Here is a 21,214-nt window from a genome sequence, read left to right on the forward strand (position 1 = left end):
AGCCTCTAACCTCAACTCTTATATGCTAGATAGTATTTTATCTAGACATTCTAGCGCTTCGTCACTGTCGTATATTTCAATTGCTTCATTCAAGCGCTCTATCTCACCTGCTGCAACTTGTCCTTGTAACATGGCAACTAAGCTTGCAATGCTTTCCTCTTCAAATTCGCCTAACTCTAGCTGTTCCCTGATTTCCTCGCTCAGAGCTTTCACTTGTTCAAGGTCAAATTCCTGAGACACAATGGGGGAAGCATCAGTTTGAGTGTCAATAAGCGCAATAGATTCGAGGACCTGCTGCAAGGCGGATGAAAGTTCATTCCATTCCTCTGGCAGAATGTCTTTAGCCTGCTGTTTAAACGCTTGCTCAAAGGTAAAAGCAACCTGTGATAGGCGGTGCGCCCCTAGCGATGCTGAGGCCCCTTTCAAGGTATGTGCAGTAATCTCACCCTGCGCATAATCTTTGTCTTGCCACGATGCTTTTAAATCAGAGAAAGTCGTTTGATTATTTTTCGAAAAGCTAGTGAGGAGTTTGGTATACAAAGCTCTATCCTCATTGACTCTAGATAGACCTTCTTCAGTATTGATACCGCACAGTTCTGGTAGTGCTGACTCTTTGTCAATCTCATCACTCTGTTGAGTCGGTGAACATTCAAAATTCTCATCTTTAAAGCTGGGATCAATCCACTTGAGCAACTTACTATATAACTCACTGGTATCTATCGGTTTAGCGATATGATCATTCATGCCCGCTTCGGCACACCGTTCTCTATCCTGCTGCATCGCATTAGCTGTCATTGCAATAATGGGGATGTCTTGGTGAGTCGGTTGTTCTCTCAGCACACTTGCTGCTTCTAGACCATCCATCACCGGCATCTGTAAGTCCATTAGAATCAGCGCATACTCACCATCAAGAGCCTTGTCTACCCCTTCTTTACCGTTGTTCGCCACTTCCACATTCAGGCCAACACTTTCCAATAACTCTACAGCAATAATTTGGTTGACTTCATTGTCTTCAACCAAAAGTACCGGTGCCCCACGAACCGACGCAAAGCTTTCGAATAAGAGTTCGGTTTCATTTTTTTGCCCTGCACTATCAACAACCACTGCTTTACCCATGACTTCCATGACAGTGTCCAACAAAGCCGATGCGCTAACAGGCTTAACCAGAAAACCATCGATCTTAGCCTCTGCAGCCTGAAGAACCACTTCCTCTCTGCCGTATGCTGTCATTAAAATGATTTTTGGAGAACAGTCGAGCGTTTTAATGATTTCCGATGCCTTAATGCCGTTCATTTCAGGCATTTGCCAATCCATTAAAACAAGTTCATAGGGTCGATCCTCCGCCATGGCTTTTTTAACTTTATCAATCGCATCAAAGCCATCTATCGCAGTGGATATATCAAGAGCATAGGAGTGGAGAAGTTCCTTGTTGATATCACGAGCACTCTTGTTATCGTCCACAATCAAAGCTTTCATTCCTTTGAGCTTTTTCCAGTTGTAAATACGCTCTTGCTGATTTTCTATCTCATTATCAAGCACTCCGAATTCAGCAGTAAAAATGAAGCTACTTCCTTGCTGATAAACACTCTCTACCCAGATATCACCATTCATCAAGTGAACCAGGTTTTGACAAATACTAAGCCCTAAGCCCGTTCCGCCATATTTTCGAGTGGTTGAGGTGTCTGCCTGACTAAATGCACTGAACAGCTTTTGTATTTGTTCGGGTTTCAAGCCAATGCCCGTATCTTTGACCTCAAACTTTAACTTCACTCTGTCATTTGATTGTTCACAGTGAGTGATCTTAACGATAATTTCGCCTTGTTCAGTGAACTTAATTGCGTTGTTGCATAGATTGGTGAGTATCTGGCCAAGGCGTAAAGGATCTCCAACAAGTGAGTTGGGCAGTTCAGGTGGGGTTGAGAAAATCACCTCGATGCCTTTTTCCTGTGCTTTTAACGTAATGATGGTGCACAGGTCGTCAAAAACTTTATCAAGCTGGAACGGAATATTTTCCATTTCCATTTTACCAGCCTCAATCTTTGAAATATCGAGAATATCGTTGATGATACCCAGTAGAGCGCGCCCCGCTGAGTTTATCTTACCAATATAGTCATACTGCTTTGCGGTTAATTGCGTTTTGAGAACCAGCTCACTCAAGCCAATAATGGCATTCATCGGGGTGCGTATCTCGTGACTCATATTGGCCAGAAAATCGCCTTTTGCCACATCGGCCTCTTTGGTTCTTTCCAGCGATATTTGTAGCTCACGCATCAACTCTTGTTGCGAAAGCTGATTGAGTTTATGGCGTTGAAACTCAGTATTCTCTTGTGGGTTAAAGGAAAGATAAGGAAAGCGCTTAAAGGCCATCACGGTGTGAGAATGATTACTCGCAGTCTCGATACTGAAAGAATCAAAGATGTAGTCATAATTCATAGATGGAAGCGCCCCAATAGCGCTATGAAACTCGAGTTTTATCCCCCAATTATCAGTAATCCGTGAAAAAGAAAGTGACGCATTGAAGCTATCGCATGTCGATAGCATTTTGTGACAAACTTCAGAGACCGCTGTGGCCACACGAACGGCGTTGACTCTAGAAAAATGACAATCAAGAGCAAGCCTTTTGACTTTATTTCTGAAGTCAACAACCGATGGGCTGTCTTCTATGCTACAGTCGGCAAGCTTGATATTGTCTTCGTCAGACGCTTGCTCCATTTCTTTTAGGACCGTTTCGAGATTCATAATGCATTTCCGAGCTCTCAATTAACTCGGATTACTAGACACGTGGCATCATCAGACGCTTTCGCGAACTTCCGAGTGATATTCTGGGCAATAGTTTCAGCATTATCAGTATAGATGTTTGGATAATCTTTTGGATCAAAATTACTCATAATTCCATCAGAATAAAGTATTAATATTTCTCCAGGCACCATCTGCACCCTATTTTTTTTCGGCGTCCGAATCTGATAGCCGAGTACACCTTGTTGACAGATAAATCTTTGTACTTCTTTACCGACCTTACACATGAAGATGTTACCAATACCGACATACTCTAGGCACAGCGACTCCACATCCAGATTGGCAATAATGGCAACGCCGCCATTTGTGCTTCGTAAGTTGTTATGTAACTGCTCCATTAATTCTGCAAGATCTGTCTGATAGAACTGTTTCAAAAAGCGACGAGTCGTACTAGCGATACTGTGCGCGCTTTTACCATGTCCAGCACCATCAAATAAACTAATAAAATAATCACTGCCATTTTGCTGATAAAAAGCGTCGTCACCATTCACCTCTTCGAGCGGCTTTTCACCAATCGCGATCTCGATTCTTTCTGTCATTGCTTTAGCCATTTCCTTACCGTGACAGCAGTGCCAACACCTAGTTCTGTATCTATATGAAACGAATCCATCAGTCGTTTAGTACCAGGTAAACCCACCCCCATGGTCCCACCTGTACTGTAGTTATCACTCAGAGCTTTTTCGAGGTCTCGTATACCTCCACCGTTGTCTTTAGCGATGATTTCGACCCCTATTTTTTCTCCTTCTTGGACAGATTTAAGGTACAAAAACCCCCGTCCTGCATGATTAAGGATGTTTCGGGTTAATTCACTGACCGCTATTGAAATCATATATTGGTCCACAGTAGAAAAGCCGAGCTGCTGCGCAAAAAGTTTCGCATCTAAACTGGCATAACCGACATCTGAGTCAGTCACAATGTCTAGTTTGGCGTTTTCTTTCACCCAGCCCCCCAAGAGTAGTAGGTTCAAGCACTTGGACTTTTTCCATCATCTTCATTAATGAGAGCGCAAATATTCCAGTGCTTCTTCCATATTTCGTTTGGTCGTCAAACCTCCAATGTCCATATTGGAATCAATCATAGATGCTATGACCCCAGGGCTTAACCCCGTTATGGCAGCACGAGAGCCCATAACTTTAACCATATTGACTAGCTTAATAAATACATTCCACAATGAACTGTCGACAATATCAACACCCGAAAAGTCTATGACAACACCTTTAACGTGTCGTGCTCCTAGCTTGTCCAACAGCACCTCTTGTACTCGCTTTGCATCATCAATCGACAGCTCTTCTTGTATTGGTACAATCAAGCAGCGACTCATATCATGAACCACCACTTTAATCATATCTGCTGGAGTATTACTCATGCCATTTGTCCTGATCACCTTGGCTTTCGCTTAGTGTGTACCCAGCGATTTTAAAGGAATTATTCACACCTTCTTTGAGCGTGGACTGAGTCACTATATCGTTGAGTTCGATACCAAGATTGACGATAGCTTGAGCAACTACTGGAGAGATGCCTGTCACAATACATACACACCCCATCAGCCTTGTAGCCTTAGCAACCTTCAAAAGATGGTTAGCAACAGCGCTGTCTACAGTCGGAACTCCCTGAATATCAATAACAATCACGCGCGCTTCATAATCGATCACTTTTTGCAGCACAGCTTCCATGATCATCTGGATTCGATTTGAATCAATCAGGCCAATCACTGGTAACATAAGTACTTTATCCCAAAGCTGCATCACGGGCGTCGACATTTCCATAATCATCGAGGCCTGTTTTGCTCGTTCCTCAGACATTCTCTTACGATCAGTGATATCCGAGGCGACCTTAAGCACTTTGTATGGTTCACCTTTGAGGTCTAAGACTGGGTTATAAGTGGCTTGGATATAAACTTCTCGACCATTTTTGGCAATGCGCTTAAATTCTCCCGAATTAAACTGTCCAGCACCGAGCTCACGCCAAAATTCTCTATACTGCTCAGTTTCACTGTATTCTTTGTCACAGAACAACCTATGGTGCTTACCTTGAACCTCTGCCAAGCTATAGCCCATAAGATCCAAAAAGTTCTTGTTAGCGGTAATGACTGTTCCATCAAGATTAAACTCTATTGTTCCCAATGATTTATCAATCGCATCGGCTTTAGCCTGAGCTTCATTACTTATAGTTTTGAACTCGGTAATATCTGATGCAACTTTTAGCACCTTGACCAGTTTACCTTGTTCATTGAACACAGGATTATAGGTCGCTTGTATAAAAACAGTTTGTCCATCCTTAGTCACGCGAACAAATTCACCCGAACTGTATTCCCCTTTACCCAAATTATCCCAAAATTGGCTATATGCCACGCTTTGGCGGTATTCATCTTCGCAAAATATTCTATGGTGCTTACCTTTAATTTCGCTGAGGGTGTAATGCATGAGGTCAAGAAAATTCTGATTAGCTGTAATGATGGTGCCATCTAGCTCGAATTCTATTGTCGCTAGTGATCGGTCAATCGCTTGTATATGTGCTTTTGCCTTGATGCTGGCAAGCTTGCTATCGGTAATATCATTGGCAACTTTAACAACTCGTATAGCCTTACCATTACTATCAAATACCGGGTTATACGTTGCCTGAAGGTAGATTTCTTTCCCTCCTTTCGCAACACGTTTATATTCACCAGAATCGTACTCACCCTTGCCTAACTTAGCCCAAAAATCCTTATAAGCTTTGCTTCTAGCGTGTGCAGGCGTGACAAACATTCGATGATGCTTGCCTTTAATTTCATCCAGAGAATACCCAACAACATCAAGAAAATTTTGATTCGCATTATAAATAGTGCCATCAAGCTCGAACTCTATAACACCTTGAGAACGGTTAATCGCGTTGTACACACTTTCATATAACTCTGCTTCTGTATCAAAACCTTTGTTTGTTTTTTTCATTGCCACTCCTTGGAATTATTGCGCCCAATAAAAACTTCGTTTAACCCGATAAGCTTAGTCACTAAACTATAGATTAATGCGAGAAAAACAGCCTAAATCAAACGCCGCAAAAATTTCACACCCGTTCGCCCTACTCAGCGCACAAATCATCACTTCCCCATCGTTTAAGTGCTTGATACCGCTATAACTTACTACTGTATCTTAATAAAATTGGCTATTCTTAATACATAACTAAACGACATGTAAAATTAACAGGAATCAACTCATGACTCAGGATAACTACAGCAAGCTTTCTGACAGCGAACTTGAGTATGTGGATGATAAAACCGCTGCCTTGTTACTCAATACCCCCGGTAGTGCCCGTATTATGCTTTGGGTAATGTTGCTATTTTTAATTTTAGCGGGGGTTTGGGCGTCTTGGGCGCAGATTGACAAGGTAACCGTGGGAGAAGGAAAAGTAGTCCCCTCTTCTCAAGTTCAAATCGTTCAAAACCTTGAAGGTGGTCTTGTTAAAGAAATTTTAGTACGTGAGGGCCAAACGGTTCAAAAAGGCCAACAGCTACTACTAATAGATGACACACGTTTTCGGTCCGACTTTCGCGAACGTGAGCAGCAAATTGCCAATCTCACCGCAAGTGTACTGCAATTATCTGCCTCAATTACGAGCGTGACCGTCAATGAAAAATTTAGCCCGAACTCTTGGCAAAAAAGCGTAGAAATTAATTTTAATAAATTGGCTTTTCCCCCTTCTCTGGTTGAACGACAACCACGCCTTGTTGCAAGGCAAAGAGCTGAATATCAGCAAGACCTCAACAACCTGAATAACCAAATTTCACTGATTGACCAACAAGTGAAGCAAAAGCAACAAGATCTGGTTGAAATACAAGCTAGGGTAAAAAATTTACGTGAAAGTTATAATTTTGCCCTCAAAGAGCTCGAAATCACCAAACCATTGGCTGATGAGGGTGTGGTGCCGCAAATAGAATTACTGAAACTGCAACGGCAAGTCAATGATACGCGGCGAGAAATGACTTCCAGCGAGCTTAAAGTGCCAGTACTCCAATCTGCTATTCAAGAGTCAATGCTAAACCGGATTGATGCTGCGCAAAAGTTTCGTTCCGAGCAACAAGAAAAGCTCAACCAAACGCAAGACAAACTTTCCGCACTAACAGAATCGAGTGTCGGTTTAGAGGATAGAGTCAACAGGACTGTCATCATATCTCCTGTCATTGGGACGGTAAAAACTCTCAATGTGAATACGGTCGGTGGTGTTATACAACCAGGCATGGACATTGTGGAAATTGTGCCCAGTGAAGACACATTACTAGTGGAAGCTAAGATCGCTCCTCAAGATATTGCCTTCTTAAGGCCAAACTTAAATGCCATTGTTAAATTTAGCGCTTATGATTTTACTAAGTATGGCGGACTTGAAGGAAGCCTTGAGCATATTAGTGCTGACACCACAACGGATGAAGAAGGAAACAGCTTTTACCTTGTAAGGGTTAGAACCAAAGAAACAAGCCTAAATAATGATACTTCATTGCCCATTATACCTGGCATGACAGCATCAGTTGATATAATTACAGGAAAGCGCACAGTGATGGAATACTTGCTAAAGCCCATTATCGGAGCCAAAAACAACGCACTTAAGGAATAACAATGCCAGAAACTCTGCTTACTTATTTGCATAGACAGTGACGAAATGAAACTTCTGTTCTCGCTTCTATTATTCATTATGGTCTCAACCACTTCACTGGCACTCAATACCCAAGAACAACGCTGGGTTGATGCGGTTAGGAAGACATATGGAGAGCGAGCAGGAAAAAGAGTCGAAACTTGGCGTCGTGAAATGGTCCAATTCAAAGGGCTGCCGGAGAAAGAAAAGCTGGTCAAAGTAAATCGCTTTTTCAATCAACTTAATTTCATCAATGATAATAGGCTTTGGGGCAAGAAAGACTATTGGGCAACTCCACTTGAATTTTTGGGCAGTAATGGCGGCGATTGTGAGGATTTTACTATCGCGAAGTATTTTTCACTGCTTGAGCTTGGGGTCTCAGATAAAAAACTCAGGCTAGTCTACGTTAAAGCAATAACGCTAAATCAATTCCATATGGTACTGGCCTATTATTCGAAGCCAAGCGCAGAACCTATTTTGCTCGATAACATTGATCCACAGATTAAAAGAGCATCCAAACGTCGAGATTTATTACCTGTATACAGCTTTAACGGTAAAAATCTGTGGCTAATGAAATCGAAGAAAGGGCAACTGGCCGGAAAATCATCAAGACTAAGCTTATGGAATGATCTCAGGGCCAGAGAGAAATCACTCAAATTGAATAAACCAATTTTGAAATACGATGAGTAGGCAATATGACTTTATATAAACAACTTGTCGCGGGAATGATAGCGGTATTTTTGATGCTGATGGTTTCGGTTTTCATCATCGAATTTAACACAACGCGAAACAGCCTGATCCAGCAGCAACGGTCAGAAATGAACAATACCATCAACACTGTCGGCCTTGCTTTGGCCCCCTACTTAGAAAGCAAAGATCAAGTAGCGGTTGAGTCGGTCGTAAATGCTCTATTTGATGGCAGTAGCTATTCCATCGTGCGTCTCATTTTCCTCGATAATGGGGAAGAAATTATCCGCTCCTACCCCGTCAAACCACTCGAGGTTCCCGACTGGTTTACGGGCCTGCATTTATTCGATCGTATTCATGATCGCCGGGTCGTGACCAGCGGCTGGATGCAACTCGCTGAGGTTGAAATTGTAAGCCATACTGGGGATGCCTACACCCAGCTTTGGAATGCATTTGTTCGCCTCGCCATAGCTTTTAGTCTTATCTTCTCCATTGGTTTAATGTCGATTGCTTTTATCCTCAAACGCGCACTGCGTCCTTTACACCTCATCGTTACCAAAATGGAGCAAGTAGCGCGCAATCAATTTGGAGACCCATTACCCAGACCTTCGACTAAAGACCTTATCTATGTTGTCGACGGCATCAATAGTATGTCTTCCCAATTGGAGCAATCATTTAAAGCCCAAGCACAAGAAGCCCAAAAACTCAGAGAACGAGCCTACATTGATCCCGTATCAAAACTGGGTAATCGTGCCTACTATATGAATCAGCTCAATGCTTGGTTAGGCGAAGGTGGAGTTGGTGGGGTTGCCATGCTCGAGGCAAGCTTTATTCATGATCTCTATGAAGAGAAAGGCTATAAAGCCGGCGACAGTATGGTCAGGGAATTATCTGACCACCTCACTGTTTCATTAACCTTCCCAGATATCACCATAGCGCGAATTTCTCCCGAAGAGTTTGCATTTATCATCCCCAACATGAGTGAAAGTGAACTAAAAAATATCTCTGAGAGCATCATTAATTATGTCCAAGGAATTAACCCTGATCCAACTGGGATGGCGAAATCAAATGTGGCGCTAGGTGTTGTGTACAATGAGGTGCCTAAAGACACATCCAGCATACTGACTATGCTGGATAACGCATTAGCGACAGCAAAATCGGACCCAGAAATTACTTACGGTTACGTCACCAGTGACAACTCTGACAATCTGATGGGTAAACAACAGTGGAAAGCGCTCGTTGAAGAAGCCATGAGTAACGACTGGTTCAAATTCCGCTATCAGGTCGCAAACGATGGTTCAGGGAAAACCTACCATAGAGAAGTTTTCTCTGCGATTGAAAGAGATGGCGAAAGATTCAGTGCCAATCAATATATGTTTGCTTTGGAACAGCTTCACGCCAGCCATCTATTCGATGAGTACGTGATTCAAACTATGGTTACTCAACTTGAACAGGGCGCTTTCTCTGATCCTGTAGCGATTAACATCTCACAAAGCAGTATTGCTGAGCCAAGCTTTATTCGCTGGGTTACTCAGATCTTAAGCCGACACAAGTCAACAGCCCCGCTACTGCATTTTGAAATTCCCGAAAACTGCTTTGTCAATACACCTCATCATACGGCGCTCTTTTGTAATGCGATTCGTAATGCAGGCGCTGATTTTGGTGTCGATAACTACGGAAGAAATTTCCAATCTTTGGATTACATCAACGAATTCAGACCCGCTTATGTTAAAGTTGACTATCTTTACACTCACCACTTAGACGAGGAAAAACAGCAATTTACCTTAACTTCAATTTCGCGCACAGCACATAACCTTGGGATTAAGACGATTGCATCTCGTGTAGAAACTCAGGCGCAACTCGACTTTTTAGCGGAGCATTTTATCGATGTATTCCAAGGCTTCATTGTAGATAAGTAATAAGGTTACAGCCGTAAATGCAAGATCCTTTACTCAATTCACTCATATACATTAGCCGCTACTTTGGGTTAGCGAATTCACCAGAAGCTCTGATCAATGGCTTGCCATTATCGTCTGGAAAATTAACCCCGTTTCTATTCCCTCGTTCAGCTGAACGCGCTGGGCTGGTCGCTAAGGAAAACCGCTCACAATTAACCGAAATATCAGAGCTAGTCCTCCCAGTTGTATTACTTCTTAAAGGTGGGGAGGCTTGTGTACTCAATACGATTAACCTAGAGAAGCAAGAGGCTGAGGTGGTCACTGGCGAATCAGGACTGGTGCCGATTTCGATATCGATTGAGGAGCTTAATGAGCTCTATATTGGCCGCTATTTTCTGGTGAAAAAGCAGTTTCGTTATGATGAACGCTCACCAGAAATTTTAAAAACTCGTCAAGGTCACTGGTTCTGGTCAACATTGTGGCAGTCAAAGAATATCTATCGAGACGTTTTTATCGCTTCGATAATGATCAATTTGTTTGCAATAGCAGCCCCTATGTTTACACGTTTGGTCTATGACAAGGTTGTCCCCAATTTAGCCTTTGAAACACTGTGGGTTTTGGCCAGTGGTATCTTTGTAATTTTTCTTTTTGAACTCACACTAAAAATTCTTCGCAGCTATTTTATCGATGTGGCGGGGAAGAAATCTGACGTACTCATATCGTCAAAACTCTTCAGTAAAGTTCTCGGGATTCGAATGGAAGCCAAACCTCCTTCAGTCGGGGCTTTCGCAAGACACTTGCAGGAGTTTGAATCAATTCGAGAATTTTTTACTTCAGCAACGATTGGCTCTCTTATCGACCTTCCTTTCGCACTGTTATTTTTGTTATTAATATGGCTAATGGCAGGAAACCTAGTCTGGATTCCTATCTTAGGCGTTGTGATCCTCATCATCTATTCCGCCATCATCCAAGGGCCACTCAAGCAATCGATTGAAGAAGGGTCGCGTTTGGCATCACAAAAGTATGCCAACCTCATCGAAAGTTTATCTGGATTAGAGACGCTCAAACTGTTTGGCGCTCAAAGTCAATTTCAGTTCAAATGGGAAGAAGCCGTTGCCCACATGTCGAATTGGAGTATAAAAAGTCGACGAATAACAGACGGTATTCACAACACGGCGGGCTTTGTTCAACAAGCCTCAAACGTAGGCATGATCATTCTTGGCGTGTACTTGATCGCCGATGGCGAGCTTACTATGGGCGGCCTTATTGCTGCTACTATGCTCAGTAACAGAGCTATAGGTCCTATGGTTCAGCTATCACTCCTTTCCACTCGATATAATCAAGCTAAGTCTTCGTTGTCTATTATAGAGCAAATAATGGCCATGCCAGATGAACAAGAAGAGGGAAAACGCTATATCCATAGGCCAATAGTGAAAGGTAAAATCGAGTTGGATAAAGTCACTTTCCACTATCCGGACTCTCCTGTCGCTTCAATTCGCGATCTAAATCTCACCATAAGCCCGGGTGAGAAAGTTGCTATTATAGGCCGAATAGGTTCAGGAAAAACCACGCTTGAGCGGCTAATCCTAGGGCTTTATCAGCCAACTGAAGGCCATGTTCGCATTGACGATACAGACATACAACAGCTTCATCATATAGACATCAGACGCAACATTGGGTGCGTTCCTCAAGACAGTCAGCTGTTTTATGGTTCGATACGTGACAATATCACCCTTGGTCGACCGCTCGCCGATGACCGAGATGTCATGGACGCCGCCAATCGCGCTGGAGTGACCGTTTTTACTCAACAAGATCCGGCAGGTCTTGAGCGACAAGTCGGTGAAGGCGGACTGCTGCTTTCTGGAGGGCAACGACAAGCGGTTGCGATTGCAAGAGCATTCTTACATAGGCCACCAGTCCTTCTAATGGATGAGCCAACCAGTGCTATGGATAATCGCTCTGAAATGCATATTAAACAGCAGCTTTCTCAGCTTAAAGCGTCAGAAACACTGGTTTTGATCACTCATAAAACATCCATGTTGGATGTGGTCGATAGAATCATCGTGATGGAGAAAGGCACTATCATAACCGACGGACCAAAAGCTGAGGTTCTCAATAATTTGAGACAAGGCAATATACGCGCAGTTAATTGATAGTTTTACATACTGAATATGAATAGAAACAATCAGCCCAACACACGCAAATGCATTGGGCTGTTCTTTTATACGGTTAATAAGTGGTTGCCGTGGGAAACTTTGGCTTTTAAGTAATGTTCATTGCCGTCTTTGATGTGTGCTGAAGTATTGACGACTTCCACAATTTCAATGCCATAAGCTGAAAGCTCGTTAATTTTTTTAGGGTTGTTCGTAACTAGCCTCACCTTGGTAACACCTAACGCTTTAAGCATTTGTGCCGCTTCTGTGAAATCACGAAGATCATCATCAAATCCTAAATGATTATTTGCTTCATAGGTGTTCATACCTTGACTCTGAAGTCGATACGCATCAATTTTGTTGTATAAACCAATACCACGCCCTTCCTGTCGCAGATACAAAATAATGCCCCCAGATTCCCCCATTCGATTTATCGTTTCTTCAAGCTGTTCTCCACAGTCACAACGCGAAGAGTGGAATACATCGCCAGTTAAACATTCAGAATGCATGCGCACCAGAGGCACATCTGACGTTTTGTCCGCTTGTTTAAATATGACGGCTACATGTTCTTTTTCTGTCTTAAGACCATGAAAAGATACTATTTCCGCATCGATATTACTTTTAAGCCCAACTTTAAAGTCTACTCGTGTACGTACATCTGACATATCTATACTCACCTTAATTATTAACTATACCTAGCTTCCACATCCAAGAATTAAAGATTAACACCAGTGATGTGATAACATAACTAATTACAACTTACTTTATTAGACTAGATGAATATCAAACCTGTATCAAATTTGTTTCATACATAGTTTATACTATTTTGTTTTGAATCAATATAACTATGAAAAGTAATCTATTTTTCTAATTGACCATAACTAAGCGACTAAACTTAATGTTTAAACTGCTCCGAATGGTTGCTGCAACTACCACATGAATAAAATATGTGATCACATCCTTAAACTCTCTTTAAGTTCAGTTCTGCCATACAAGCATGGAGGACACGTTTTAATGCCGTTAGGTCGTCCGACCTGAGACCAATAAATGTTATGTTATAACATAACGCAATGTTGATAAAAATAGTATCTCAATAGATCATCAATAACAAAAGCACATCCATGCTTTATGAACGACATTAATCATTAAAACACGCTCCACATTATGACGGTACAAGACAAGAATGAAAGTAATGAAAACGGAAATATTAGATTTGTTCCAACGCTGGAACGATGCGCTACAAACTGGTGACCCTAAGCTTGTCTCCATACTCTATACCCAAGACGCGATTCTTTTACCAACAATCTCAAATGTGGTGCGCCACAATCATCAAGAAATAGAAGATTATTTTGACATTTTTCTACAACGCAAACCTGTTGGAACAATAGATGAATACAATATTCGGATTATCGGGAATATAGCAATCAACTCTGGGATCTATAGTTTCAGCTTTATGGACACTTCTGTAGTCCAAGCAAGATTTACTTTTGTCTATCGATGGTATGGAAATCAATGGCTTATTATCGAACACCATTCTTCATCTATGCCAGAAAAATCAGAGGTATGACGAGTCACATTTCATCAATTAGAGTGCGAATGCGAAGGACAACATCGCCATGGCAATCGCATTAAAAAGAGAGGTTTATTTAGATTAGATAATACCGCGTAGCGCATACAACCAAACGTATGCGCTACAACAATCGACTTAATTCGTAGAGCAGTTGGCAGGTCCTAACTCTTTCCACACGCCCCATGGCCCAGATTGCAAGGGATTATCTCCTCGTGTCCACCATTTGGCTTGCCACTCTCTTTGATCCCAAGTCACTTTGTCGCCTCCATTATAGGTGGCACTTGCATCCCAGAGATTGTCACATTGACCACCACCTGTCCCTTTTTTTGCTACAACGACTGTCGCTGATGCAACCGAATTAGCTTTTGAATCGCTGACATTGACAGTAAACACTAGTGAGGTGTCTAGATCGTACTCAGCAGCGATGAAACTGACTCGTGCTCCATCAATATCAGCTTTCAATTGGGAAGGTATATCCCAACGGTAAGTTAACGGATCATTATCCGCATCAATTGACCCCGAAGCATCAACGACCACTAAGTCTCCAGCTTTAACTTTAGCTGGGGCAGATAACTTGGCAATAGGCGGTGTGTTGCCTGGCCCAGTATCTTTAGGCTGAACTTTGACGACAAGGTTATCTGTCCCTGTTGCTCCTTGATTATCACTGACTACTAGCCTAAACACGAGAGTTTCAACTTGCGTCACTTCTGAAACATCAAAGCTTGCCTTAGCCGTATCATTTCCTGTTAAGGTTACTGGCGTTCCTGCTATCTGCTCCCATAGGTAGCTTTCAATACGTCCATCAGGATCCGTGGATGCAGAGCCATCAATAACAACCTTTGTTGGACCGACAACATTGAGATCCGGCCCTGCATTGGCAATAGGAACTCTATTCGCCGGTGGACCACCCGCTAAGCCTTCATGCATAGCGTTAAGAATATCGCCATTATCAGCATCAATTTCCCATGAGAATAAACCAGCTAAACCTAAGCTTCTAACATAAGCGCCTTTGGCTTTTACAGAGCGGTCATCATCAAAAGTAATAAGCTGACCTGTTTTAGAGTTCCAAACCCAAGGTGCTTCAGCTTGGCTGTCATAACCATACTCAAAACCATTAACACCTTGTTTGTTGGCCCCAAGCATATAGGTTTTGATACCTTTATAATCGATCACACCATCTTCCCAAACTCCTTGCTGTGTCGAACCTTTAAGCTTCCCTGTTGCGGTGCCTGTCATAGGATCATTTGGATCGGTCAAAGTATCAGGCTTAACCCCTTCCCAGCCTCTTCCATACATGGCGGTCCCCAGCACTAATTTGTTGGCTGGCACACCCTGATCAAGGATAAGTTTAATTCCATTGTCCCCCGTATAAGCTGGACCTTTGTAGGGAACACCATCTCCATCCACACCAGAACCGTCGCATTGACCAGGACGCATGAAAGTACCGCAATAGAGGGCTGTCTGGTGACCAGGCACATTATTCCAACCACCATAAAAGTCATAAGTCATCGCAAATATGTAGTCCATATACTGGACCGCATCGGCGTAGTTGACATCTTCAATCTTGTCATAGCCTACACCAATCGCAGAGGTCAGCTCATATGTTCGGCCTGTATCTCGCTCGAGTTGATCCAACATAGCACGTAGTTCTTGCATTAAAGCCACATAAGCAGGGCCATCATTTACGGGGTCACCCAGATCAGGCGCAGCGCCACCGCCACCAGGAAACTCCCAATCAATATCAACACCATCATAGAATTTCCACGTGGTTAAGAATCGTTTAACCGAAGCGATAAACGTATCTCTGTTGGTCTTATTGGTAAAATCATAAAAGGGATCGGAAAGAGTCCAGCCTCCAATAGATGGAATAATTTTAAGCTCTGGATAACGCTGTTTAAGCGCCATCAACATGGCATAGTTGCCTTTAATAGGTGAATTAAAGGTATGTCCAGCTTGAGAAAAGCTTTTTTGGTATGCCGCCCATGGATCATGAATAACCACCTCATAGTCAGGTACTCCCGTACAGGCCGTTTTGAGTGCCTGATAGCTGTTACCACCAACTGATTTAAGCGATTCATTAGGACCACAGATAGGAATAAAACCATAAAGGATATGAGTGAGGTTATGAGCGGGAATATTATCTACGGTAAACTCTCGTCCGTAGATACCCCACTCAACGAAATACGTACCCATGACAGTGTTGGCGTCTGTATTGTAGTTTTTATTATTTGGATCGACATTCATCGGCAAGGGTTCTAGGTGTGCGCCGTCAGTATCAGCCACCACAATTTGTGCTGGAGAGCTAGCACTACAGCCCGATGAATCACAGGCCTCGACCGTTAACTGATAACGCCCACCTTGCGCATACTTGAAGCTGGCGGTTGTTTGGCTCCCTGAAATATTGCCGCTGGCGACTTCAACTCCATCAAAGTAAACCTTGTATGTATCTCCTGTTGTGCCACTCCATTGGTTAAACTTGATAGTGATATTAGCTTCATCAAAATACTTCACCATCTGGTTGTATCCAGAGGTGGTATCCATCGCGAGTTCAATCTTAGAGAATTGAAGGTTGTTGGATCCGTATACATCAATGGTTGGGGTTGCAGGTAAAGCCATTACTGAGGTTGATGATGCCAAAGCGATACTCGCAGCATACAAAGTTATCCTATTCATACTTGTCTCTCTTATTTCTTGTCTATCTCCCTGAACTGGGAATCTTGTTCTTGCCTTATCAGAAAAAACACCAAAAAAAGGGAGCATGATCAGCTAACTCAACCTCTTGTCACATTCCGATGGGCATAGTTTGAGTATTTAAGAGACTTTTTTTTAAAAGAAAAAAATAAACATTGTTTTCGAGTCAAGCTTAAAAATTCGCGAAGCAAATTTACTGTGTTACATATTAAAGTGGATTTCGACCGAAACTTTATAAAGATTATCCCTAGTTAGTGATCCAATTGTTAACTAGGAAAGTTAACTTTCCGTGAAATCTTATCACTTTGACATTCCTCCAATTGAAATATCGGGTAGCACTAGGCAAAGTGTACGCTTTCCAAACAAAGTGGATCGAGTCATGAACATCAAACCAACACTTCTGGCTGCGGCAGCTCTAACGATAAGTAATCTAGCTATGGCTGATGTGACTATTACTGTACCAGACACTATCGATGTCTTGGTGGTAAACGATAGTAAGCCAGAACTTTCTGGCAGTTTCTTCTCTTCAACAAAAAACCTCACTCTGCCTGATGGAGAAAACCAAATACTATTTCGTTACCAGCCGTACTTCACTCAAGGTAGCGATCGTATCATCCTAGAAAGCGATCCAATTATTGCTAAGTTTAATACCAGCGATACCGAACTAAACTTTGATCTGCCTAAGTACAAAGATCGCTATGAAGGTGAAAAGGAAATCAAAAACCTTAAGTGGCAGCTGACCACAGCAAGTGGTGCAGCTTTAACAATCCAAGAAGACAAACTCATTAAAGATGGGATGCAGGTTGGTCGAAATTTCAAATTAGAGCTAGCCGACTATAACCGTCGAGGTGGTGTGGCATCAGTCGGAACCACGACTTCCTCTACAATACCATCGTCAGCAAGCAAAGTGGCGAGTGAAAATCTAGAGACTGATTCAACGGCTGAAGAAATGTTGCATTTTTGGTACAACAAAGCCGATGCAGAAACTCAATCTCGCTTCAAACAATTCTTGCTAAGTAACGGCTCATAAGACGCAATTGCCAGCGTGTTTAAACGCTGGCTTCTTCGACATAATCAGTTGAAATTCCAAAACAATGCTGTCCATATGCTCGTAAACACTCAAACACTACTTTGTCTAGTTTACCCGCTTCAACCAAAGCACGTATTATTGGCATAGCTTCACTCATTTTTAAACCATCGCGATACGGCCGAGACTGAGTCAAAGCTTGAAAAACATCCGCAACAGCAATGATTCTGCTGGGTAAGTCAATATCTTTCGCCGTCTTTCCGAGAGGATATCCGCTACCATCAAGCCTCTCATGGTGATTAGCTGCCCAATCAACAATCTGGCTAGACTGGAAAATATTCATCAAGGCATGCCTAGTATCTGTCGCATGACGTTTGATACAGGCGTATTCTTCTTTGGTTAAATCTGTTGGCTTATGAAGAACAACCGAAGGCGTTTTCAATTTACCAATATCATGCACTAATCCAGCTAGATACAACATACGCTGCGCCTTGGCCGAAAAACCGAGTTTTTTGCCAAGAAAAGCGCTCAATGCAGCGACTTTACGGGAATGCTGGCTGGTAAATGGGCTTTTTGTATCAACAATCTCCGCAAAAAGTTCAGCAACTGAAATAGAATCCTCTAGACCCATTTGCGCCGAAAAAAAAGGCACGCTTGGAAAACGACTGGCTAAAGTCTCGATATACTCTGGCTGCATAGAAAACCAAAAGTCATCACTGTTTATAAGCTCTGACATACAGGTCACTAGACTAGGCTCAAATAAGGAACCTGAATGTTCAGCGAGTTCATCAATGATTAGGTTTTTATCGTTTTTTGTAAGATTACCAAATTGGTCAAGAGTGCTTCCAAGATAGAGAAAATCCACCCTATCACATATGAAAATCAAACTGGCGAGTTTTTTATCATTAGGCGAAGGTCGAGTTTCTTGAGCCAGCGTTCTCCACTCAGTATGGTGATACAACACGGGCAAAGCGAGTCCTGAAAGAGGCGGACAAGCCTTTAAAAGTTGGTATCCTTTGTCGCAATGTGCTTGTACATTATCAGGTTGCATTGATGCGAATAATGATGCGCGTTCTTTAGGTTGAGATACACCGCAATCATGAATCAACCCAAGCGCAAAAGAAACTTGAGAAAATTCCTCTTCCCAGCCCATTTTCTTAGAACATTGATAAGCCATATACGCAACACGATAGCCATGTTGGATATCATCAACCCCAACTGCATCAAGGGCAATAGCAATCTCAAACAACAAGTTACGCAAGTCTATACTGACATTATCAAGCAGTACATCCATCTCTTATCACTCAACTTCATTTGGCTTGAACAGGCTAAACCAAACCATTTATGCAAGACTACACATAAATAATCAGCACTCATATAAATGTGATGACTGTGGCATATCGGGGAGAATGGCGTGCTACATTTAAGGTTTGGCTTTTTCAGCACTTAGTCTCATTGTTACGTGCTTTTAGATTGGGTCTTTCTTTATCAATAAATAACTCATTGACGGTCCGCACAAATTTCTTTTTCGGCTTGGCCATTTATCTGTGTCTAGTGATAGGATCAATGCTTACTTTAAACTGAGAATGTCCTGTGTCCTCGATACTCAAACTCTTTCTGGTAGTCTGTACCATTGGTGTAGGATTCTTTGCAAGTGATCTCTATCGCTGGGTGAGCACACGCTCGCAAGTCAAACCTTTGTCAGAATATTGCCCTCTGACGACTCAAGCTTGTGAACTTGGTAATATTCGTGTAGAAGCTGATCGCAATATTAGCCAACCTTTAGTCCCGACCAAACTCATCATTGATTGGCCAAGTACTGAGGAACAAAGTCTGCTTGTAATATTGCAGGGCTATGAAATGGAGATGGGGACCCTAATGTTTAAGCTCAACAAAAGCGGTGCTCATCAATATAGCGGATCAGTGACGCTCCCAGTCTGCACCAGTACCACTATGACTTGGGTTGGCGAGATCACCGACGGTCAGCAAAGTATAAGCACATCAATTAGGATGGAACAATGAGTAAAAAATGGTCTTTAATCTTAGTCGCAGCATTTGCACTCGGATTTGGCGTTAACTCTTATCTAGATTCGAAGCCCGACGAAGAGGCTCCTGTTACCTCAAACAAAGAAGTTATTCTGTTTGGCAAAGATGACAAACCTGTTTCTATTTTTGATCAACAGGACTCGAGAATTCGTATCGTGTATTTTGGTTTTACACGCTGTCCGGACGTCTGTCCTACATCGCTTGCCATGCTGGCAGGTGCGTTCAACCAAATTGATGATTCAACCAAATCGAAATTTAGACCTGTATTTATTTCCCTCGATCCCGAGCGAGATGCAGCAGCGGACTCTTACAAATATGCACAATATTTTCATCCTATGATAGAGGGGTTGTCAGCACCACTGGATGTCACGACGCCTTTAGCTCATAAATACGGTGTCATTTTCCGTAAAACTCAGTTAAAAAATTCAGAGCTCAAATACACCCTAGATCACAGCTCTTATTTTTACTTCCTAAAACCAGACGGCAAATTAATCACTAAAGTGCCGCACACGCTGACACCAGCACCTCTGGTCCAAGCAATGAAAACACTTACTTCACAAGGAAATTCGTAATGAAGTTCAAAGCCCTAATTCTCGCTTCTCTTGTTCTTAGCCCATTTGCTAATGCTTGCGGCGACATTATGTTCTCACATACTTATGCGCGTGCAACCCCACCTAATGCTGCAACCAGCGCAGTGTTCAGTGAGATCATGAACCACAGCGATAAAGACCGTGTGATTGTCTCAGCAACAACAGAAGCGGCTGGCAAAGTAGAATTACATGACGTCATAAAAGAAGGCGACGTAATGAAGATGCGTCAAGTCGATAAGCTCACTATCCCAGCGAATAGCATGATCGAATTAAAGCCTGGTAGCTTACACATCATGTTGTTCAACCTTAAAAAGCCTCTCGCTGAAGGTGAAAATATTGATGTCACCCTCACCTTTGCTAACGGCGAAAAGAAAGTTGTCTCTGCCCCCATCAAAAAGGTGATGAGCGGCATGAAACATCAGCACTAATTGGCTTGCCTCCTGAAATAGATCACCCCGTTGTTGGGTGATCTATTTCTTTTGCAATTACAATAGATTCATAATCACGATAGTAAAGGTTGCCCCTATCCCAGAGATAAACAAAGCGACACCGGCCCTTGAGGTACCATGTAACTTGGTCCACATAAATAAGCCCGTCAACGAGAATAAAATCAGAGATAGGGCGGCTAAATCACCAAAGAACTGCCAGCTTATCCCAGTGCCCATTCCTCGATGAAGTCTATTCATGAAAGCCCAAAAATTAGGATCTTGCTGTTTCACTCTCACCACCAATGTTTCCGGCACGTAATAAACACGAAGACTACCGTTAAGACCAACCTTACTTAAACTCCACACAGGTGGAATAGAAATGGAGCCGCTCTTGGTAGGTAAGGATATAGACTCTTTCACTATGACTTCAGTATCATCAAACCAGTCGAGATATTGATTTCTAGAGAAAGACTTAAACTCATGAGTACTGTTAAACGGATTATCTAAGTTAAGGGTCTGGTTAATCATCTCGGTTTTTGGACCAGGTATTTTTAGTGTTGACCTATGCTGAAGCCACAAACCCGTTATGCCATAAAGAAGCATGAGAGGGATCAGTACAATTCCAGTCCATGCATGTATTCGGCGTAACCATTTATTGTTATGTAGGGGGAATCTTCGTTTTCTCATAAAAAATGGCCAGCATTTTCTGGCCATACCTTTTGG

18 protein-coding genes are annotated in these 21,214 nt (G+C 42.5%); 9 read left to right on the forward strand and 9 right to left on the reverse strand.

All coding sequences use genetic code 11. From position 1 onward, the window contains the following. Positions 1-18 precede the first annotated feature (18 nt). The 5 genes from MHN79_RS02910 to MHN79_RS02930 are packed head-to-tail and all read right to left on the reverse strand — an operon-like array spanning position 19 to position 5,726. A complete protein-coding gene (locus tag MHN79_RS02910; protein ID WP_239171644.1) occupies positions 19-2,739 on the reverse strand; it encodes a response regulator in 2,721 nt (906 codons plus the stop codon). Positions 2,740-2,756: 17 nt separating this feature from the next. Then, positions 2,757-3,335 carry a SpoIIE family protein phosphatase gene (locus MHN79_RS02915; protein ID WP_160928783.1) on the reverse strand — a complete coding sequence of 193 codons (579 nt, stop codon included), beginning with the start codon at positions 3,333-3,335 and terminating at the stop codon, positions 2,757-2,759. After that, on the reverse strand, positions 3,332-3,763 hold the full coding sequence (locus tag MHN79_RS02920; RefSeq protein WP_239171645.1) for an anti-sigma regulatory factor: 432 nt from the start codon (positions 3,761-3,763) through the stop codon (positions 3,332-3,334). Before MHN79_RS02920 ends, MHN79_RS02915 begins: the two co-directional genes overlap by 4 nt. Before the next feature lie 27 nt (positions 3,764-3,790). Beyond that, entirely contained in the window at positions 3,791-4,162 is a 372-nt protein-coding gene (locus tag MHN79_RS02925) for an STAS domain-containing protein (protein ID WP_239171646.1), read from the reverse strand. Continuing rightward, entirely contained in the window at positions 4,155-5,726 is a 1,572-nt protein-coding gene (locus MHN79_RS02930; RefSeq protein WP_239171647.1) for a PAS domain-containing protein, read from the reverse strand. The genes MHN79_RS02925 and MHN79_RS02930 overlap by 8 nt, the downstream gene beginning before the upstream one ends. A 265-nt stretch (positions 5,727-5,991) precedes the next feature. Between MHN79_RS02930 and MHN79_RS02935 the strand changes: the two genes are divergently transcribed. The 4 genes from MHN79_RS02935 to MHN79_RS02950 are packed head-to-tail and all read left to right on the forward strand — an operon-like array spanning position 5,992 to position 12,139. After that, positions 5,992-7,383: an HlyD family type I secretion periplasmic adaptor subunit gene (locus MHN79_RS02935; RefSeq protein ID WP_239171648.1), complete on the forward strand. Its 1,392-nt coding sequence runs from the start codon at positions 5,992-5,994 to the stop codon at positions 7,381-7,383. A gap of 45 nt (positions 7,384-7,428) precedes the next feature. Beyond that, positions 7,429-8,091, forward strand: coding sequence for a transglutaminase-like cysteine peptidase (locus tag MHN79_RS02940; RefSeq protein WP_239171649.1), 663 nt, complete (start codon positions 7,429-7,431; stop codon positions 8,089-8,091). A gap of 5 nt (positions 8,092-8,096) precedes the next feature. Then, on the forward strand, positions 8,097-10,007 hold the full coding sequence (locus MHN79_RS02945) for an EAL domain-containing protein (RefSeq protein ID WP_152432466.1): 1,911 nt from the start codon (positions 8,097-8,099) through the stop codon (positions 10,005-10,007). A 17-nt stretch (positions 10,008-10,024) separates the two neighbouring features. After that, positions 10,025-12,139, forward strand: coding sequence for a type I secretion system permease/ATPase (locus MHN79_RS02950; RefSeq protein ID WP_239171650.1), 2,115 nt, complete (start codon positions 10,025-10,027; stop codon positions 12,137-12,139). A 68-nt stretch (positions 12,140-12,207) separates the two neighbouring features. Here the strand turns inward: MHN79_RS02950 and ribA are convergent, their stop codons facing one another. Next, a complete protein-coding gene (gene ribA, locus MHN79_RS02955; RefSeq protein ID WP_239171651.1) occupies positions 12,208-12,804 on the reverse strand; it encodes a GTP cyclohydrolase II in 597 nt (198 codons plus the stop codon). Positions 12,805-13,322: 518 nt separating this feature from the next. On the opposite strand from ribA, the gene MHN79_RS02960 reads away from it, so the two are divergent. Next, positions 13,323-13,706 carry an SgcJ/EcaC family oxidoreductase gene (locus MHN79_RS02960; protein WP_239171652.1) on the forward strand — a complete coding sequence of 128 codons (384 nt, stop codon included), beginning with the start codon at positions 13,323-13,325 and terminating at the stop codon, positions 13,704-13,706. A gap of 138 nt (positions 13,707-13,844) precedes the next feature. Here MHN79_RS02960 and MHN79_RS02965 read toward each other — a convergent pair whose 3' ends face one another. Continuing rightward, positions 13,845-16,382 (reverse strand): glycosyl hydrolase family 18 protein, encoded by a 2,538-nt coding sequence (locus tag MHN79_RS02965; RefSeq protein ID WP_239171653.1) that lies wholly within the window; start codon positions 16,380-16,382, stop codon positions 13,845-13,847. Positions 16,383-16,779: 397 nt separating this feature from the next. On the opposite strand from MHN79_RS02965, the gene MHN79_RS02970 reads away from it, so the two are divergent. Continuing rightward, positions 16,780-17,430, forward strand: coding sequence for a DUF2057 family protein (locus MHN79_RS02970; protein WP_239171654.1), 651 nt, complete (start codon positions 16,780-16,782; stop codon positions 17,428-17,430). Positions 17,431-17,449: 19 nt separating this feature from the next. Here MHN79_RS02970 and MHN79_RS02975 read toward each other — a convergent pair whose 3' ends face one another. Continuing rightward, positions 17,450-18,721: an HD domain-containing phosphohydrolase gene (locus tag MHN79_RS02975; protein WP_239171655.1), complete on the reverse strand. Its 1,272-nt coding sequence runs from the start codon at positions 18,719-18,721 to the stop codon at positions 17,450-17,452. A 299-nt stretch (positions 18,722-19,020) separates the two neighbouring features. On the opposite strand from MHN79_RS02975, the gene MHN79_RS02980 reads away from it, so the two are divergent. The 3 genes from MHN79_RS02980 to MHN79_RS02990 are packed head-to-tail and all read left to right on the forward strand — an operon-like array spanning position 19,021 to position 20,491. Beyond that, positions 19,021-19,449 carry a hypothetical protein gene (locus MHN79_RS02980; RefSeq protein ID WP_239171656.1) on the forward strand — a complete coding sequence of 143 codons (429 nt, stop codon included), beginning with the start codon at positions 19,021-19,023 and terminating at the stop codon, positions 19,447-19,449. After that, positions 19,446-20,045, forward strand: coding sequence for an SCO family protein (locus tag MHN79_RS02985; protein ID WP_160928807.1), 600 nt, complete (start codon positions 19,446-19,448; stop codon positions 20,043-20,045). The genes MHN79_RS02980 and MHN79_RS02985 overlap by 4 nt, the downstream gene beginning before the upstream one ends. Continuing rightward, positions 20,045-20,491: a copper chaperone PCu(A)C gene (locus MHN79_RS02990; RefSeq protein ID WP_239171657.1), complete on the forward strand. Its 447-nt coding sequence runs from the start codon at positions 20,045-20,047 to the stop codon at positions 20,489-20,491. Before MHN79_RS02985 ends, MHN79_RS02990 begins: the two co-directional genes overlap by 1 nt. 57 nt (positions 20,492-20,548) lie before the next feature. On the opposite strand, the gene MHN79_RS02995 is transcribed toward MHN79_RS02990, so the two are convergent. Further along, on the reverse strand, positions 20,549-21,178 hold the full coding sequence (locus tag MHN79_RS02995; protein ID WP_239171658.1) for a PepSY-associated TM helix domain-containing protein: 630 nt from the start codon (positions 21,176-21,178) through the stop codon (positions 20,549-20,551). Between the last annotated feature and the right edge of the window lie 36 nt (positions 21,179-21,214).

The organism is Vibrio sp. Of14-4 (genome assembly GCF_022347625.1).
Classification (GTDB): domain Bacteria; phylum Pseudomonadota; class Gammaproteobacteria; order Enterobacterales; family Vibrionaceae; genus Vibrio; species Vibrio pristinus.